Source organism: Arthrobacter sp. PM3 (genome assembly GCF_003352915.1).
In the GTDB taxonomy this organism is placed as follows: Bacteria; Actinomycetota; Actinomycetes; order Actinomycetales; family Micrococcaceae; genus Arthrobacter.
The window spans coordinates 2858576-2875293 of the sequence record NZ_CP022314.1; the positions used below are offsets into that span (position 1 = coordinate 2858576).

15 protein-coding genes are annotated in these 16718 nt (G+C 69.1%); 4 read left to right on the forward strand and 11 right to left on the reverse strand.

Annotation, left to right across the window (positions count from 1 at the left end; all coding sequences use genetic code 11):
• The 3 genes from CFN17_RS12980 to CFN17_RS12990 all read right to left on the reverse strand — a co-directional run bounded on the left by CFN17_RS12980 (nt 1) and on the right by CFN17_RS12990 (nt 2609).
• Nucleotides 1–1458 carry a benzaldehyde dehydrogenase gene (locus tag CFN17_RS12980; RefSeq protein ID WP_208748192.1) on the reverse strand — a complete coding sequence of 486 codons (1458 nt, stop codon included), beginning with the start codon at nt 1456–1458 and terminating at the stop codon, nt 1–3.
• A gap of 135 nt (nt 1459–1593) precedes the next feature.
• On the reverse strand, nt 1594–2256 hold the full coding sequence (locus CFN17_RS12985; protein ID WP_208748194.1) for a Type 1 glutamine amidotransferase-like domain-containing protein: 663 nt from the start codon (nt 2254–2256) through the stop codon (nt 1594–1596).
• 59 nt (nt 2257–2315) lie between these two features.
• Nucleotides 2316–2609: a hypothetical protein gene (locus CFN17_RS12990; RefSeq protein WP_208748195.1), complete on the reverse strand. Its 294-nt coding sequence runs from the start codon at nt 2607–2609 to the stop codon at nt 2316–2318.
• 185 nt (nt 2610–2794) lie between these two features.
• Between CFN17_RS12990 and CFN17_RS12995 the strand changes: the two genes are divergently transcribed.
• Nucleotides 2795–3271, forward strand: a complete 477-nt coding sequence (locus tag CFN17_RS12995) for a DUF805 domain-containing protein (RefSeq protein ID WP_208748197.1) — start codon at nt 2795–2797, stop codon at nt 3269–3271.
• 119 nt (nt 3272–3390) lie between these two features.
• The gene (locus CFN17_RS13000; RefSeq protein WP_208748199.1) at nt 3391–3939 is read left to right on the forward strand and encodes a flavodoxin domain-containing protein; all 549 of its coding nucleotides are present in this window, start codon (nt 3391–3393) and stop codon (nt 3937–3939) included.
• Here CFN17_RS13000 and CFN17_RS13005 read toward each other — a convergent pair.
• Both CFN17_RS13005 and CFN17_RS13010 read right to left on the reverse strand, forming a co-directional pair.
• Nucleotides 3924–4613: a hypothetical protein gene (locus CFN17_RS13005; protein ID WP_208748202.1), complete on the reverse strand. Its 690-nt coding sequence runs from the start codon at nt 4611–4613 to the stop codon at nt 3924–3926. The genes CFN17_RS13000 and CFN17_RS13005 overlap by 16 nt on opposite strands.
• A 67-nt stretch (nt 4614–4680) precedes the next feature.
• Complete coding sequence (locus CFN17_RS13010; RefSeq protein WP_208748203.1) at nt 4681–5313, reverse strand: hypothetical protein; 633 nt, start codon at nt 5311–5313, stop codon at nt 4681–4683.
• 137 nt (nt 5314–5450) lie between these two features.
• On the opposite strand from CFN17_RS13010, the gene CFN17_RS13015 reads away from it, so the two are divergent.
• The gene (locus CFN17_RS13015; RefSeq protein ID WP_208748205.1) at nt 5451–5792 is read left to right on the forward strand and encodes a hypothetical protein; all 342 of its coding nucleotides are present in this window, start codon (nt 5451–5453) and stop codon (nt 5790–5792) included.
• Nucleotides 5793–5853: 61 nt separating this feature from the next.
• Here CFN17_RS13015 and CFN17_RS13020 read toward each other — a convergent pair whose 3' ends face one another.
• Genes CFN17_RS13020 through CFN17_RS13030 form a run of 3 tightly spaced genes read right to left on the reverse strand, consistent with a single transcriptional unit; the run spans nt 5854 to nt 11109 of the window.
• Entirely contained in the window at nt 5854–7413 is a 1560-nt protein-coding gene (locus CFN17_RS13020; RefSeq protein WP_208748207.1) for an FAD-dependent oxidoreductase, read from the reverse strand.
• On the reverse strand, nt 7410–9692 hold the full coding sequence (locus CFN17_RS13025) for a molybdopterin oxidoreductase family protein (RefSeq protein ID WP_208748209.1): 2283 nt from the start codon (nt 9690–9692) through the stop codon (nt 7410–7412). The genes CFN17_RS13020 and CFN17_RS13025 overlap by 4 nt, the downstream gene beginning before the upstream one ends.
• Nucleotide 9693: 1 nt before the next feature.
• Nucleotides 9694–11109: an MFS transporter gene (locus CFN17_RS13030; RefSeq protein ID WP_208748216.1), complete on the reverse strand. Its 1416-nt coding sequence runs from the start codon at nt 11107–11109 to the stop codon at nt 9694–9696.
• A 293-nt stretch (nt 11110–11402) separates the two neighbouring features.
• Between CFN17_RS13030 and CFN17_RS13035 the strand changes: the two genes are divergently transcribed.
• Nucleotides 11403–12815 carry an MFS transporter gene (locus CFN17_RS13035; RefSeq protein ID WP_208748217.1) on the forward strand — a complete coding sequence of 471 codons (1413 nt, stop codon included), beginning with the start codon at nt 11403–11405 and terminating at the stop codon, nt 12813–12815.
• Nucleotides 12816–13156: 341 nt separating this feature from the next.
• On the opposite strand, the gene CFN17_RS13040 is transcribed toward CFN17_RS13035, so the two are convergent.
• The 3 genes from CFN17_RS13040 to CFN17_RS13050 form a co-directional block, all read right to left on the reverse strand.
• A complete protein-coding gene (locus tag CFN17_RS13040; protein ID WP_208748218.1) occupies nt 13157–13888 on the reverse strand; it encodes a glutamine amidotransferase in 732 nt (243 codons plus the stop codon).
• 67 nt (nt 13889–13955) lie between these two features.
• The gene (locus CFN17_RS13045; protein ID WP_208751482.1) at nt 13956–15776 is read right to left on the reverse strand and encodes a biotin carboxylase N-terminal domain-containing protein; all 1821 of its coding nucleotides are present in this window, start codon (nt 15774–15776) and stop codon (nt 13956–13958) included.
• A gap of 179 nt (nt 15777–15955) precedes the next feature.
• Nucleotides 15956–16657, reverse strand: a complete 702-nt coding sequence (locus tag CFN17_RS13050; protein WP_208748219.1) for a nucleoside triphosphate pyrophosphatase — start codon at nt 16655–16657, stop codon at nt 15956–15958.
• Nucleotides 16658–16718: the final 61 nt, after the last annotated feature.

Here is a 16718-nt window from a genome sequence, read left to right on the forward strand (position 1 = left end):
CTAGAACGGGTATGGGGCGATGTCCGGACGCATGGTGAGCCACTGGATTTCGGTGAACGACTCCATGTTGGCGTGATGGCCGCCGATCCGTGAGCCGTTGCCGGAGTTCTTCGTGCCGCCGAAGGGGGAGTTCGCCTCGTCAGAGACGGTCTGTTCGTTGATGTGCACCTTCCCCGAGTCCAGCCGGTCGGCGATCGTCATGGCCAGGCCCACGTCGCCCAGGATGCCGATGGAGAGCCCGTACTCGTTGTCATTGGCCAGCGCCACGGCCTCGTCCACGGTGGAGAACTTCATCACCGGCGCCACCGGGCCGAAGATCTCGTCCTTCCAGGCCGGGCTGTCCGTGCTCAGGTCCACCAGCACGGCGGGCCGGTAGAAGCGTCCGTCGTGGGTTCCCCCCGCGGCCAGCCGGGCACCGGCCTGCACCGCGTCCTGGACAATCCCGTCCACCCGCTGCAGCTGCCGGTCGTCGATGACCGGGCCGAGCGCCACGGTGCCGCTCTTCGGGTCACCCACCGGCAGGTGGGCGGCCTTCTCGGACAGGGCCGCGACGTAGTCGTCGTAGACGTCCTCGTGCACGATGTGCCGCCCGGCCGCCATGCAGATCTGGCCCTGGTGCATGAACGAACCGAACGCCGCGGCCGAGGCCGCCCTGGCGATGTCCACCCCGGGCAGCACGATCAGCGCGTTGTTGCCGCCCAGCTCCAGGTGGGCGCGCTTGAGCAGCCGGCCGGCGGTCTCGCCGATCTTCCGGCCGGCCGCCGTCGACCCCGTGAAGGCAATCACGCGCACCTCCTCGGCTTCGACGACGGCGGTGCCGATCTCCGCGCCGCCGGGCAGCAGTGCGAGCAGCCCCGGCGGCAGGCCTGCCTCCTCGAAGATCCGGATCACGCTCACGCCGCCGCACACCGTGGTCCGCGGGTCCGGCTTGAGCAACACGGCGTTGCCGAGGGCCAGGGCGGGGGCGACTGCGCGGATGGACAGGATCAGCGGGAAGTTGAACGGGGCGATCACGGACACGACGCCGACCGGCCGGCGCCGGGCGAAGGACCACCGGTTCTCGTTGGAAGTGAGCACGTCCCCGGCGGGCAGTGAGGGCAGCGCGGAGGCCTCGTAGCATTCGTTGGCGGCGATGTGCGTTTCCAGCCCGGCCTTGGGCGGGATGCCTCCGGATTCGCGGACGATCCAGTCCTGGATTTCGGCGGCGTGTTCCTCCCAGAGCTGGCCGGCGCGGCGCAGGACGGCGGCCCGTTCCTCCGGATTGCGGGCCGCCCACTCCTTCTGCGCCTTCGCCGCGGCGGTGGCGGCCTCGCGGACGTCATCGACCGAGGCAACGCCGTAGCTGCCCAGCTGCCCGCCGGTGGCCGGTTCGACGACGGGGCTGCTCCCGCCGCCGCCGGTGCGCCAGCCGTTGAGGTAAATCTTGCCCTCCCAGAGGGCGGAGTCGAACAGGGACATTCGGTGTCCTTTCGGCGTTCCGGACGGCGGGCGTCCGGCAGGTGGGATGGTCCGGGGGTCAGTCCCGTCCATCACATGCCGTCCGGACGCCGCCGTCAAGAGCCGAAGCGGGACAGGTGTCCTCCGCCGGGGCACCTACCGCCCGAACTTCCTCCATTGTCCTTCGGAAACCACCTCGACGGAGCCGTCGACGACCTTGATAGCGGTCTGTTCGTCAATGGCGTAGGCGGGGCCGCCGATGTCGGCGGCCCACCGCTCGGCGTGGGCCAGGGTGTTGGTCGGGAACGCGTCCAGGTGCGGGAAGATCGAAAAGTCCACCACCCCCAGGGTCCGATCGTCGGATGCGGACGGCCACTCGACGAAGTATTCCCCGATCCGGGGCGTCATCACCATGCTTCCGGCGCTCACTCCCACCCATACAGTGCCGGGCAGTGACGGCAGCAGCTCGGCCAGCCCGGACTCCCGCATCCAATGGGACAGGTAGGTCGCGTCGCCGCCGTCGACCAGGAGCACGTCGGCCTCACGAACCCAGGGGACCCAGCGGTCCGCGCCGATGGTGGGCAGCGCGGTGAGCTCGAGGACGCCGAGCGACGCCCATCCCAGGCCGGACAGGTGCCGGGAGCCGGGCTCGGCGGCCAGGAGGCCCAGCACCGATGCCGGTCCACACATCGGGTGACCCCACTGCGCTGTCGGGACGACCAGAGCGCGGCACTCGGCGACCGGTTTGTCGAGAAGCTGCACGAGCGCGGCATGAATGCTCGGGTTCGTCACGCCGCCTGAGGTAAGCAAGAGCTTCAAAGGTGCCTCCAGAGTCCCCGCGTGGATGGTGGATGTGCCGGTGCCCGCCGTTCGGCTTCTTACAGTTCGGCGCCGCCGTGCAGGCCGTCGTCGCTGCTGTCGCCCGCGCGTGACCCTTCCGCGTCCTCCGGCGGCAGGTCCATGTTCCCGCGTCCTTCCAACATCGTCGGCCCGCCCGCGTGAATGTCGTAGCGCTCGGGCCGGATCCCGTGGGACTGCTCCTCGACCAGGGCCTGCTCTTCGCTGAACCGGATGGCGTTGGCCTCGTCGCCCGCGTCGCCGGGGATGTCCTCGCGGAGCTTTGACGGGTCCGGAACCACAAAGCCGTCGCCGTTGTTTCCGTTGTCAGTCATGGGGTCGTCCTTTCAAGAGAGGCTGTCCGTTACATGGTAAGCATACTTTTCATTCCGGGCGCCAGGAGTGCGTCGTGCACGCGCACGGATGAACGCGGTGTAAATTCTCACCGCCCAACCTGCATTTTGGCCCGTGCCCGGCCCTAGGATGAGTCTCGTCATCCGCACTCATCCAAGGGGACTACATGAGCTATCCGCAGCAGCCGAATGCGTTTCCCGCCCAGACCGCCGGTGAGCCGCCGCTTTGGGCTCCGCTCTACGGCGCCAGCCTCCAGCAGGCCGTCCAGCGGTTCTTCAAGAAGTACGCCACGTTCTCCGGCCGGGCCAGCCGCAGTGAGTACTGGTGGTGGGCCCTGGTGGCGTTCGTCGTCGGCATCATCATCAACATCATCACGAGCACCGGAATGACCACCACCCCGTCCGGCGCCGCCATTCTGGGCCCGAGCGCCGTCGTCGGAATCGTCCTGGCTGTCATCTGGGGCCTGGCGACCATTGTTCCCTCCCTGGCCCTCCTGGCCCGGCGCCTGCATGACGTCAACCTGAGCGCCTGGCTGATCCTGGTCATCCTGGTGCCGTTCCTCGGCGGACTGGCGCTCCTGGTGATGACCATCCTGCCGTCCAACCCGGCCGGCCAGAGGTTCGACCAGCCATCCGGGTACTAGCCCGGCACGTCCCGTGCCGGGCTAGTACCGCCGGGCAGTTCCGTGACCGCCTACGGTCGCGGGGCTGCCCGGGGGCGTTAGACCCTAGAACGGCCTCCCCGCCGCGCCCACACTGAGTCATGGCCAACATCTATGTTCCGTACGGGACCGTTGAAGGACAGACCGCCCAGATTGCGGACTACATTGCCGAACTGATCCGGGCGCACGGACACCAGGCCGAGGCGGCGGACCTCAAGCACTCCGGCACCGCCCTCCCGGCCGGCTACGACGGCGTGATCGTGGCCGCCTCGGTTCACATGGGCAAGCACGAGGGGCACGTCGCCGAGTTCGTGAAGAAGAACCGCGCCGAACTCGAGCGCCTGCCCTCCGCCCTGGTTTCGGTCAGCCTCGCCGCGCACGGGGACCATGAGAACGCGGAAGGCTATGTGACGAAGTTCGAGGAGGACACGGGCTGGCGGCCCTCACACGTCGGTCTGTTCGCCGGCGCGCTGCTCTACACCCACTACGGGTTCATCAAGAAGCACATGATGAAAAAGATCGCCGGCGACAAGGGCTCCCTGGACACCGACACGTCCCGGGACTACGTCTACACCGAGTGGGACGGCGTCCAGCGCTTCACCGAGGACTATCTGGCCTGGCTGGCCAAGCAGCGTCAGGCGCAGGCGTAGGGCGGAACGGAATCGCCGGGGGCAAACGGCGTGAACCACTGATCAAAACCGAGGTTTCCGGCGGGGGCCGGAGCTTCGGCGTCGTCGGAGTACAGCGCAGTGCTCTCGGCGTCCTCCAGCAGGACTTCCTCGACGCCGGCCCGCCAGTCCTCCGGCAGGTCCAGTTCGTAGATGTCCTCGGTGATGGCGGCCTGGTCCAGCAGGCAGCGCACGGCCAGTTCCGCGGCGAGGCAGCCGGGGGCGGTCCAGCCGCGGACCAGCGACGCCGTGACATCGGCGGCGACGGCGATGAACTTCTGGGTGAACTTCGCGTCATAGCCGGAGGCGAACTGCGGCGGCAGCGAGGACAGGACCGAGGTCCCGGCGATGTCGGCAGCGGTGATTTCCTCGAGCGTGCCCAGCGTTCCCAGGTCACGGAACAGCTGGTCGATCAGAATGCCGGACGAGTTCCAGAGGAGGCCGGCCAGCAGGCGGGTCCGGCGCACGGACTCCTCGCGGCCCTCCGGTGAGGCGGCCGCCATTTCCTCGAGGTCTTCCGGATCGAACTGGAGCCGCTGCTCGGCCGTCATGTCGTCCGGGTGCGGGTCAAGCCCGAGTAGTTCCAGGCTCAGGCCGGTGAGTTTCCCGGCGTCGGCCAGCAGTTCTTCGGTGATGTCGTCGTCGTCGGCGCTCATGGTCCCGATGCTACCCGCCGGCCGCCTGCGGCCCGATTCGCGTTACGCGGCCTTAGGTGCGCCGGGTTTAGGCGGCGGCCGCCCGGTGGTCTTCGGACGCACTGCCTGCGCCGATCATTTTGGCCGCGACGAGGTAGCAGATGCCCGAGATCAGGGGGACGACGCTGGCCGCGGTGAGCGAGGCGAGCGGGCCGGACCGTGCGATCAGCGTGATGAGCAGCGGCAGCACGCCCAGGCCGACCAGCAGCCAGCCGGCCAGTGCGGTGCGTTTCAGGCCGAGCACGGCGGCCGGGAACGCCAGCGTGATGACACTGACGGCGATGACGGGCCCGTTGTCGCTGAGGAAGCTGCGCAGGGCCGTGGGGTCGAACGCGAGCCAGAGGCACGCGGCGATGAACGCGGAGGACAGCGCCAGAAGAAGGGGGGAGGTGACAGCGGGCCAGAACCACGCCGAAACCGCGAGGATGAGCATCGGGACCACCCAGGCGAGGGTCAGCAGCAGCCCGGCATTTCCGCCCGGATCCTGCATGGCGTAGCTGGCGGTGAAGACGCCGGCGAGGACCGTGAACACGGCCATGACGCCCGCCCCGGTCCGCGTCAGCACCGTGGCGCGCTGGTGGGGCTCCCGGCTCCTCGTCAGGAGCAGCACGACGGCGATCACAACCACTGCGCCGAGGGCCAAAAAGACCGAAACGTTCATGGGATGCCTCCTGCAGACGAACGGGGCCTACCTTCAGTACACGCCTGTCCCGGTGCCGGTGCAAAGGGGAGAAAGGCCCGCAATCGGGGAGCAAAAAGCCCTATCTCCGAGCGTGTCGCATGTGCCATAGTGGCGATATGTTCGTTTTCGTGATAATAGCGATCGTGCTGCTGGCCTTGTTTTGGCAATACATCTTGGCTGCGTTCGGAATTTGGGTGTTCGTGCTCATTATGCGCGCCGTTATCAACTGGACGGTGGTCGACTCGAAGCCGGATTACCGCCGGAGGCCCGTTCCGGGCCGCCCTGTGGCCAGACCCGTGCAGGCCCGGCCCGTGCCCGTAGCCCGGAAGGCAGCCAATCCCCAGCCGGCCCGCGAGCTGCCGGCGCCGGACTACCTGCCGAGGTGGACGGCCAGGCGCCGGCTGGATGCCGGCCGCGAGCATGCCCAGTGGCAGAAGGCTTTCGACAGCGCAGCCTAGTGGGATCCGTCTGGCCGCTGGTGCCGAGAGCGCTCGCGCCGCAAGGCGTCATGGCTGCCCGTCAGGCAACCGCCCCCTGAAAGTGGGCCTCGATGATTCCCCTGATGTCGTCGTGGCAGCCGCCGCAGCCGGTGCCGGCGCGGGTGGCCTCGGATACTTCGGGGACGGTTGAGCAGCCCTCCGAGGCCGCCGCGGCAATGGCCGTCCCGCTGACCCCAGCGCAGCGGCACACCGTGCGTGCGGGGTCTGCGGCGCCGGGGGCGGCCAGCTGGTCGGGCCCGTCCAGGCGCAGCAGGAGGGAGCGGTCTGCGGGGAGTTCGGCGCCGCGTTCGAACAGCTGCACGAGCTCGGCGGAGGTGCGCGGCATGCCCACGGCCACAAGGCCCTCCAGGACACCGGCGCGGGTGGTCATCTTGACGTAGCGGCCGTGCTCGGGATCGGCCCACTGGGCAATCTGCAACCGTGGACGGCCGTTCATGGCACCCGCGGTCAGGGCTTCCTCGTCCCACGGCTCGGCGGACACGTCACCGGCCACAGCCATGTTCATGCCGCGGGCCTTGAGCACGATCACCCCCGGCAGTTCGGCTGCAAGCGCGGGCAACGCTTCAGCCTCGGCAGGCGAACCGGACGCCAGCAGGGTCAGATATTCTGCGAGCCATTCGGCCTGCCGCCAGCCCGGGCCCACCAGGCCGGAGGGGCCGCGCGCGGTCCGGCACTCCACGCATTCGGCGTCCGGGCAGCGGACCTCCGCGCAGTCGCCGATCGCGAAGATGTGGGGCTCGTGGTGCGCCCTCAACCGGTGGTCCACCAGGATGCCGGCGGCGGTGGACAGGCCGCAGCCCTCGGCGAGTTCAGTCCTCGGCCGGACGCCGCAGGAAAGGACCAGGAGGTCGCCGTCGATCGCGGAGCCGTCATCGAGCAGCAGCGCCGAGAACCCGCCGTCGGGGGCGTTGTGCTCCACGCCCGTGGAGCGGGCGTTCCCGGCCACACGCACGCCGCAGTTCCGCAACGACGCCGCGAGGACCGCGCCGCCGCCGCGGTCGATGTTCCTGCCCAGGGGGTGCGGGCCGTTGTGCACCACGGTGACGGTGGCGCCTTCCTCCGCCGCGGCCAGCGCGGTCTCCAGGCCCAGGACGCCGCCGCCCAGGACCACCACGCGCTTGCCGCCGGCCACCGCGGCATGCAGCACGGCCGCGTCGCGCAGATCGCGCAGGGCGGTCACGCCCGGCGGCAGCACGGGGGCGGCCGGGTCCGGGTTGAGCCCGGTGAGGTTGGGGATGACGGGACGGGAGCCGGTGGCGAAGACCAGCCGGTCGTAGCCCGGGGAGGTGCCGTCGGTGAGGACCACCTGCTGGCGGGCGCGGTCCACGCGCCGCACCCGGACGCCCAGCCGGACGTCGACGCCGTCGGCCACCAGAGCGGCCGCGTCCGCGAGGGCCAGGGCGCCCGGCGTCGTACGGCCGACGCCCAGGTCCGCCACGAGGACGCGGTTGTACGCGGCCTCCGGCTCTTCGCCGACCACGGTCAGGTGGGCGAAGCCGCCGCGCACGGCAGGCAGCAGTTCGTCGATCAGCCGCGCGGCGACGGGTCCGAAGCCCACCACCACAATCCGCTCAGTCATGAGGTCTCCTCTGCTTGAAGAACGCGGGTGTGAACACCGCTGTGATCACCGGCAAGGGCATCCACGGACACTGCATCCCCGGAAAGCGCCGGGCGGATCCACACTTTGCTGGTCTTGAACTCGGGCATCCCGGAAATGGGGTCCGTGGCCGCCTCGGTGAGCCGGTTGGCGCTCTCGAGTTCCGGGAAGTGGAACGGCAGGAACACCGTCTCAGGGCGGATGTCCGTGCTGAGTTCGGCCCGGCAGCTGACCTCTCCGCGCCCGTTGGAAACCGCGACGAAATCGCCGTCGGCGATGCCCTGGGCGGCGGCCGCGGCGGGGTGCAGTTGCAGCCGCGCCTCGGGCCGGGCATCGAGGAGCGCGGCCACCCGGCGGGTCTGTGCCCCGGACTGGTAGTGCTCCATGAGCCGGCCGGTGATGAGGGTCATCGGCTTGCCGGGCTGTACGGCACGGTCGCGCTCAGCCGCGGCTGCCGGGGAAGTACGACGCCGGGGCGTCACTGCGGTGAACACGGCCCGGCCGTCGGCGTGGGCGAAGGCGTCCAGGAACAGCCGCGGCGTGCCGGCGGTGCCGGCGGGGAACGGCCAGTAGGCAGCCTCGCCGCGGTCCAGCATGGCGTAGTCGATACCCGAGTAGTCGGCCAGGCCGCCGGAGGACGCGAGCCGGAGCTCCTCGAACACGGTCTCGGGATCGTCGCTGTAGGTGGAGGGCGCCTGCAGGAGCTCGGCCAGCCGCGTCATGATCCACAGCTCGCTGCGCACCCCGGGCGGGGGAGTGATGGCCCGGCGGCGCCGGAGCACGCGGCCTTCGAGGTTGGTGAGGGTTCCTTCTTCCTCGGCCCACTGGGTGACGGGCAGGACCAAGTCCGCCTCGGCGGCGGTCTCGGAGAGGAAGAAATCGCACACCACGAGGAAGTCCAGGCTGCGCAGGCCCGCGATGACGGCGTTGGCATCCGGGGCGGAGACCGCCACGTTGGCGCCGTGCACGAAAAGGCACCGGACGCCGTCGGGCTGCCCCAGGGACTTCAGGAGCTGCACGGCGGGCAGGCCCGGGCCGGGGATCAGGGATTCGGGCACGCCCCAGACTCCGGCCATGTGGGCGCGGGCCGCGGGGTCGGTGATTTTCCGGTAGCCGGGGAGCTGGTCGGCCTTCTGACCGTGTTCCCGGCCGCCCTGGCCGTTGCCCTGGCCGGTCAGCGTGCCGTAGCCGCTGCGGGCGGAGCCGGGCAGGCCCAGCAGGAGGGCGAGGTTGATGGCGGCCGTGGCGGTGTCGGTGCCGTCGACATGCTGTTCGACGCCGCGGCCGGTGAGGATGTAGCTGCCGCCCTTGGCGGCGCCGTCGGCCAGCCGCCGGGCGGTGTCCCGGATCAGGCCGGCGGGGACGCCGGTGATCGACTGGACCCGTTCGGGCCAGAAGCTTCCGACGCTGCGGACGAGCGTCTCGTAGCCGGTGGTCCGGTCCGCGATGTAGGCGGCGTCGGCGAGGCCTTCGTGGATCACCACGTGGGAGATGCCCAGGAGCAGGGCGAGGTCGGTGCCCGGCAGGGGCTGCAGGTGGAGGCCGCCGCCGTCGGCGGTGAACGCCGCGGTGGCGGAGCGCCGGGGGTCGACGACGATCAGCCCGCCGGCGTCGCGCGCACCCTGGAGGTGCTGCACGAACGGCGGCATGGTCTCGGCCACGTTGGAGCCGAGCATCAGGATGGCGCTGGCGGCGTCGAGATCCGCCAGCGGGAAGGGGAGCCCGCGGTCCAGGCCGAAGGCGCGCATGCCGGCCGCGGCGGCGGAGGACATGCAGAACCGGCCGTTGTAGTCGATCCGCGAGGTGCCCAGCGCCAGCCTGGCGAACTTGCCCAGCTGGTAGGCCTTCTCGTTGGTGAGCCCGCCGCCGCCGAACACGCCGACGGCGTCCGGCCCGTGCTCGGCCCGGGCCTGCTGCACTGCGGAGACGATCAGCGTGAGGGCCTCGTCCCAGCTGACCGGGCGGTGGACGCCGTCGGCGCCCTTCAACAGAGGCTCCGTGACGCGGCCCCGGTGGTTCAGCAGGGAGGCCGAGGTCCAGCCCTTGCGGCATAGGCCGCCGCGGTTGGTGGGGAAGTCCCGGCCGGCCACGGTGAGCAGCGGCGGCGTGTCGACGGCGGGGGCCGGCGCCGCGGGAACGGGGTCTGACCCCGGCTGGGAAGCCGGGGTCAGTCCGTTTGCGGCCGGGGCCGCTGGAGAGGTGAGCGTCATGGCGCACTGCAGGGCGCAGTAGGGGCAGTGCGTGGCGGCGCCGGTGGTCATGTTAGACGTGTCCCATCGCGTTTCGGTTGGCGTTGCGGATGTAGTAGAACCAGCAGACGGCGAGCATCAGGACGTAGGCCCCGACGAATCCGTAGAAGGCCGACGTGTAGGATCCGCTGGCAGTGTTGGAGGCGTTGAGCACCTGGGGGATGACGAATCCGCCGAAGGCACCGATCGCCGAGATCAGGCCCAGGGCCGAGGAGGCGAGTCGCTGGGTGGTGACCGTGCTGGCACCGGAGCGCGCTGCCCGGCTGGAGGTGGCGAAGATGACCGGGATCATGCGGTACGTGGCGCCGTTTCCGAAGCCGCTGGCGGTGAACAGGAGCAGGAACAGGACCAGGAAGAGCCAGAAGTTCTTCAGCGGGATGGTCCAGATCATGGTCAGGGTGATGACGGCCATGGCAGCGAACGCCGTGACGGTCATGCGGGCGCCGCCGTTGCGGTCCGCCAGGCGGCCGCCGTAGGGGCGGGCCAAGGATCCGACCAGCGGGCCGAGGAACGCCAGGGACAGGGCCACGGCGCCGACGGAGATGGAGGAGAAGGCCGGGAAGTAGTCCTTGATGAGTTTGGGGAAGACGCCGGCGAAGCCGATGAAGGAGCCGAAGGTGCCGATGTAGAGCAGCGCCATGATCCACAGGTGCGGTTCCTTCAGCGCGGCGAGCGAGCCGGCGACATCGCCCTTGGCACTGGTGAGGTTGTCCATGTACTTCCAGGCGCCGAAGGCTGCGAGCAGGATCAGCGGGATCCACATGAGCCCGGCGACGGGCAGGTTGACGGTGCCGGCGGCCAGGAGCGTGATGGCGATCGGCACGGCCAGCTGTGCGACGGCGGCACCGAGGTTGCCGCCGGCGGCGTTCAGTCCCAGGGCCCAGCCCTTTTCTCGGGCAGGGTAGAAGAAGGTGATGTTCGCCATGGAGCTCGCGAAGTTGCCGCCGCCGAAGCCTGCCAGCGCCGCCACGAACAGCATCAGGCCGAACGGGGTGGCCGGGTTGGACACGCACAGCGCCAGACCCAGCGTGGGGAGCAGCAGGAGCAGCGCCGAGACGATCGTCCAGTTGCGGCCGCCGAAACGCGGCACCATGAACGTGTACGGGATCCGCAGCGTGGCGCCGACCAGGCTCGGCATGGAGATCAGCCAGAAGATCTCGTTGGTGGAGAACTTGAACCCTGCGCTGGGAAGCTGGACCACCACGATCGACCACAGCTGCCAGACAACAAAGCCCAGGAACTCGGCGAAGATGGACCAGTTCAGGTTGCGGCGGGCGATTGCGCGGCCGGCGGACTCCCACTGTTCCTTGTTCTCCGCGTCCCAGTTGGCGATCCAGCGGCCGGGCCGGTGGTCAAGGGTCAGGGTGCCGGCAGCGCGGGCTGCAGCGGCATCTGCGGTGCCGATTTCGGCGGTGCGTTCAGCAGTCACTTGGGAGACCTCCTTGGGGGGTGTTGTCATTCCAAGGTAGGTACGCCGCGTTTCAGGGACGGTCGCGGTTTATTAACGTGCTGTGACGTTTGCCTATCGGAGCCTTTATTAAGGTGTGAGGATCGCTGTGAGGACCACCACGTGAGACAACCCCAAGTGTCCAAATAATGGAATGATTGTCCATTCAATGGACGCGGGGAACTATTATCAGACATATACGAATCCCTAGCCGGGCGGCTCGGGGCATCGGGCTCTGGGGCAATTCCGTCCGGTCTTCATGAAAGCGCTACTACATGTCCTCCACCGCAACCTCCGCGGAGCATGGGTCCGCCAAGCAGGTGAACTCGCGCGGCCGCGTGATTGTCGCCAGCCTGATCGGCACCACCGTCGAGTTCTATGACTTCTACGTGTACGCCACCGCCGCCGTGCTGGTTTTCCCGAAGCTCTTCTTCCCCGGGCAGAACGAGACCACGCAGCTCCTGAGCTCCTTCGCCGTCTTTGGCGTCGCGTTCATCGCCCGGCCGCTCGGCTCGATCGTCTTCGGGCACTTCGGTGACAAGTTCGGCCGCAAGGGCACTCTGGTGGCCTCGCTGCTGACCATGGGGATTGCCACCTTCCTGATCGGCTGCCTTCCGACGGCGACCGTTCCCGGCTGGGAGTTCTGGGCTCCGGCCCTGCTCGTCGTGATGCGCTTCGCCCAAGGCCTTGCCCTCGGCGGGGAGTGGAGCGGCGCGGCCCTGCTCGCCACTGAGAACGCCCCGGCGAAGAAGCGTGCCATTTACGGCACGTTCCCGCAGCTGGGTGCTCCGATCGGCTTCATCATCGCCAACGTGATCTTCCTGGTCTTCAGCTACACCCTGACCCCTGCGGCCTTCGAGGCATGGGGCTGGCGCGTGCCGTTCCTGGCCAGCGCCGTCATGGTGATCATCGGCCTCTGGGTCCGGCTCAAGCTGATCGAAACCCCCGCCTTCACCAAGGTCATCGAATCCAAGGAGGTCGCCAAGCTGCCGCTGGCGCGGGTCTTCAGGACCAGCTGGCGTCCGTTGATCCTGGGCACGTTCATCATGCTCGCCACCTACGTGCTCTTCTACCTGATGACGACGTTCACGCTGACCTACGGCACCCGTGCCTCCAGCCTGGAGACGGCGAAGGCCGCGGCCGCAAAGGCCGGCAAGCCGATGACCGAAGCCGCTGCCGCCGCGTTCGTCCCGGGCCTGGGCTACACCCGGAACGACTTCCTCTGGATGCTGATCGCCGGCGTCGTGTTCTTCGGCATCTTCACCCTGGTCTCCGGCCCGCTGGCCGAGAAGTTCGGCCGCCGCAAGATGCTGATCGCCGTGACCTTCGGCATCCTGGCTTTCGGCCTGCTGTTCGTTCCGCTGTTCAGCGCCGGGTTCGTGGGCACCATGGCCCTGCTGGTCATCGGCTTCTCGCTCATGGGCCTGACGTTCGGTCCGATGGGTGCGCTGCTGCCGGAGCTGTTCCCGACCAACGTCCGCTACACCGGCTCCGCCATCAGCTACAACGTCTCCAGCATCCTGGGTGCTGCGGTGGCTCCGTTCATCGCGGTCTGGCTCTGGGAACAGGCCGGTGGCAGCACCGTGCTGGTGGGCGTGTACCTGGCGTCCATGGCCGTGCTGACGCTGATCGCACTGTTTGTCAGCCGGGAAACCCGGGACCTGGACTACACCAACAACGTCGCCTGACGCTTCCGTCCCGTCGCTGACAACGAGAGCCCGGTGTGTTCGCTGAACACGCCGGGCTCTTTCATCGAGCGACGCTCCCGCAGGTCCGGCGGGATTTGCCGCGACGCTCCCGCAGGTCCGGCGGGATTTGCCGCGACGCTCCCGCAGGTCCGGTGGGATTTGCCGCGACGCTCCCGCAGATCCGGTGGGAAAGTGCGGGAGCGTCGTCTGGAAAACGGCCAGATCTGCGGGAGCGTCGTCTGGAAAACGGCCAGATCTGCGGGAGCGTCTGGTCCGGGGACGCGAACCGGCGAGGAGTGCGCCGACGACTTGCAACGGTCGTCGCGGTCGTCCAGGCCGTCCTAGCGGGCGTAGCGCTCCACGAAGTTCCGGAGGATTTTCATCGGCTCCGTGGCGGTGAACTGGCGGGCGTCGTCCATGAGCATCTCGGCCGATTCCGGCGGGAAGTACCCGGCGTGCCGGTAGATGTCGATCCTCGTGATCAGGCCGTCGGCATCGAGTTCGGGGTGGAACTGGGTGGCGTAGAGGTTGGTCTTGATCCGGAACATGTGCACCGGGCAGGCTGCGGAGCTGGCCAGGAGCACCGCGTGCGCGGGCAGGACCGTGCAGGCTTCCTTGTGCCCGGTGAAGGCGGTGAAGGTTTCGGGAAGTCCGCGCAGCAGGGGATCGAGCATACCTTCCCCGGTCAGCTTGATGGTCACGCCGCCGAGTCCTTCTCCGTAGGTGCGGTCGATCACGGCGCCCTGGTGCCGGCCCAGGGTGCCGACCCCGTAGCAGGCGCCAAGGAAGGGGAAGTCCGCCGCGACGATCCGGTCCAGCAGTGCGGCGAGCTCCCGCTCCACCCGGTGCTGGGTGTCAGTCTTGTGCTCGGGCGGGTCGCTGGAGGTGAAGGGGCTGCCTCCCACGATCACTCCGGAGTAGCGGGACAGCTCCAGCTCCAGCAGGGGTCCGGCTTCCATCCGGACGCGGTGCAGCTGGGCCGGTTCGAGGCCGCCGTAGCGCAGGTAGGCCCGGTATTCGTCCTCCGCGGCGGCGTCCTCGGCGCGGGAAGCGAGGAGCAGAAATGGCTTCACAGACCAAGTTTGCACGGCGGGACACGGAGGCGCCAGAGGCGCGCCCGTGTCCCGCCGCGGGTGCGTGCTACTCGGGGGTGCCGTCCTCGATCAGGGCGATGATGGCACCGGCGGACACGGTCTCGCCGGCCGCCGCGGTGAGGCCGATCACGACTCCGGCACGGTGCGCGGTGAGCGGTTGCTCCATCTTCATGGCTTCGAGCACGACGACGAGATCGCCCTCGGCGACAGCGTCGCCCTCGGAGACGGCCACCTTGACGATGGTTCCCTGCATGGGGGAGGTCAGGGCGTTGCCGCCCGCGGCCGCGGTGGCGCCGCCGCTGCGGGCCCGCTTCTTGGCCTTGGCCGGCTTGCCGGCGCCGGCGGTGCTGACGGAGCCCAACGACGCCGGGAGGACAACTTCCAGGCGCTTGCCGCCAACCTCGACGACGACGCGCTGGCGTTCGCCGGCGTCGGCCGCTTCAGGCTCAGTGCCGGCGGGGGTCCAGGCGGGGATGTCGTTGACAAACGCCGTCTCGATCCAGCGGGTGTGGACCTTGAAGGGGCCCTCGGCCGGTGCGAAGTCCGGGTTGGCAACCACCGCGAGGTCGAACGGGATGACGGTGGGGATGCCTTCGACCACCATCTCCTCGAGTGCCCGGCGGGACCGCTGGAGGGCCTGGGCGCGGGTGGCGCCGGTGACCACCAGCTTGGAGAGCATGGAGTCGAAGTTGCCGCTGATGACATCGCCCTGCTCCACGCCGGAATCGATCCGGACGCCGGGGCCGGTCGGGTTTTTCAGCGTGGTGATGGTGCCGGGGGCGGGCATGAAGTTCCGGCCCGGGTCCTCGCCGGTGATGCGGAATTCGATCGAGTGGCCGCGGACTTCCGGGTCGCCGTAGCCGAGCTCTTCGCCGCGCGCCAGGCGGAACTGTTCGCGGACGAGGTCGATCCCGGTGACTTCCTCGGAGACGCAGTGCTCCACCTGGAGGCGGGTGTTGACCTCGAGGAAGGAGATGGTGCCGTCCTGGCCGACGAGGAATTCGCACGTGCCGGCGCCGAGGTAGCCGGCCTCCTTGAGGATGGCCTTGGACGATTCGTAGAGGCGCTGGTTCTGCTCGTCGGTCAGGAACGGTGCGGGGGCTTCCTCGACGAGCTTCTGGTTGCGGCGCTGCAGCGAGCAGTCGCGGGTGGAGACCACCACGACGTTGCCGTAGGCGTCGGCGAGGCACTGGGTCTCGACGTGCCGCGGCGCGTCCAGGAAGCGCTCGATAAAGCACTCGCCGCGGCCGAAGGCGGCCGTGGCCTCGCGGACGGCGGATTCGAAGAGTTCGGGGATTTCCTCGCGGGTGCGGGCCACCTTGATGCCTCGTCCGCCGCCGCCGAAGGCCGCCTTGATCGCGACCGGGAGGCCGAACTTGTCCGCGAATTCAAGGATCTCCTCGGCGGACTCCACCGGGTCGGCCGTGCCCGGGACCTGCGGGGCGCCGACCTTTTCGGCGATGTGGCGGGCCTGGACCTTGTCGCCCAGCGCGGAGATGGCCTCGGGGGAGGGACCGATCCAGGTGATGCCGGCGTCGATCACCTTGGCGGCGAATTCGGCGTTTTCGGCCAGGAAGCCGTAGCCGGGGTGGATGGCGTCGGCGCCGGACCGGCGTGCGACGTCGATGATCTTGTCCATCACGAGGTAGGACTCCGCGGCGGTGTTGCCGCCCAGGGCGTAGGCCTCGTCGGCGAGCCGGGCATGCAGGGCGTCGCGGTCCGGGTCCGCGTAGACAGCCACCGAGGCGATGCCTTCATCGCGGGCGGCACGGATGATGCGCACCGCGATTTCTCCACGGTTGGCGATCAGCACCTTGCTGAGCGGACGGGTGCCCGCGGCCGCAGATGACTGCGCTGCTCCCGGCACGGTGGTTGCTGACTGCTCCGAATTTGCTGACAAGGCGTCTCCTTCTTTCCTTCAGGGAGCCTAGCGCGGTTTTGTGGGTTCCGCCGATATTACTTGCGGATTCCGCGCGTAAACGGCCCCTCCTTTGTAGGGTTGCCACAAAGGAGGGCGAATTGGCTCACTCCTCCTCCGCTCCGTGCCTACTCGGACCTGACGTCCGCGGGGTCCACGGCGCCGCCGGTCCACAGTTCGGTGATCCCCACATTGGCCTGGCCGAGCAGTCCGCGCAGGGTGGAGATGGACAGCCCGACGACGGTGTGGGGGTCGCCGTCGACCTTGCGGATGAACGCCCCGCCGTAGCCGTCGATCGTGAAGGAGCCGGCGCACTGCAGCGGCTCGCCGGTGGCGATGTAGGTTTCGATTTCCTCGGCGCTCATCTCCATGAAGTGCACCTCGGCGGAGGACACGGAGCCCAGCGTCGCCCCCGACCCCCTGGCGATGGCGGCGCCGCCTGCACCCTCGGGGTCAGCCTCGTCCGGGTCCGTGTCGCGGCAGTCAACGAGCCAGTGGCCGGTGTGCAGGATGCCCATGCTGCCGCTCATGCGGAGCATGCGCTCCCGGGCGACATCGGCGGTGTAAGGCTTGCCGTGGGCCTCGCCGTCGAACTCGAAGACCGAATCGCAGCCGATCACGATCGCGCCGTCGGCCTCCGGCAGCGACGCGACGGCCTCGGCCTTGGCCCGGGCAAGCAGCAGGGCGGTGTCATGCGGATCGGTGACCCCGTAGCGGGCCTGGACGGCGTCTTCGTCGACGTCGGAGACAAGCACCTCGTGCCGGATCCCGGCGTGGCTGAGCAGCTTGGTACGGGCGGGGGACTGGGAGGCAAGAATGAGGCGGGTCACGGCTCCAGCCTAGTTCACCGCGACACGGCAACGCGGGGTCACTCGCGGCCCATGTTCCCCG